Origin of the sequence: Caulobacter hibisci (assembly GCF_016135805.1) — a bacterium.
Classification (GTDB): Bacteria; Pseudomonadota; Alphaproteobacteria; order Caulobacterales; family Caulobacteraceae; genus Caulobacter; species Caulobacter hibisci.
Genome location: NZ_JADWOX010000048.1, coordinates 1 through 589, shown reverse-complemented (window position 1 = coordinate 589; position 589 = coordinate 1). Strand labels below are relative to the sequence as shown.

Below are 589 nucleotides of genomic sequence, written 5' to 3'. Positions count from 1 at the left end.
CTTGTGCTCGCGCGGGCGGCGATAGACCAGCAGCCAGATCGGCAGCCAGACGAGGCCCGCGATGCCGGTAACGATGAAGGCCATCTGCCAGCCGAAGGCCAGGACGATGCCGGGCACCACCAGGGGGGTGACGATGGCGCCGATATTGGTGCCGGCGTTGAAGATGCCGGTGGCGAAGGCGCGTTCCTTCTTGGGGAACCACTCGGCCACGGCCTTGATGCCGCCCGGGAAGCCGCCGGCCTCGCCGATCCCAAGACCCATGCGGGCGAAGACGAAGCCGCCAAAGCCCTTGGCCGCGGCGTGGGCGATGTGGGCGATCTGCCAGATGGCGAAGGCCACGCCGAAGCCCCAGCGGGCTCCGATCTTGTCCATGATCTTGCCCCAGGCGAGGTAAGCCACGGCGTAGGCCAGCTGGAAGTAGAAGACGAGGTCGGCGTAGTGCTTCTCGCTCCAGCCGAACTCATGGGAGAGATCGGCCTTCAGCAGACCGATCGTCTGCCGGTCCACATAGTTGATGACCATCGCCGCGAACAGCAGGCTGACGATCACCCAGCGATAGCGGCCGATCTTCTCGGATGGCGCGGGAGCC

Annotated in this window: 1 protein-coding gene; it reads right to left on the bottom strand. The window is 66.2% G+C overall.

Annotated elements, in window-relative coordinates; translation table 11 throughout:
- Positions 1-589 (bottom strand): MFS transporter (locus I4Q42_RS25825; protein ID WP_232793455.1); only part of this gene is annotated, 589 nt, incomplete at both ends.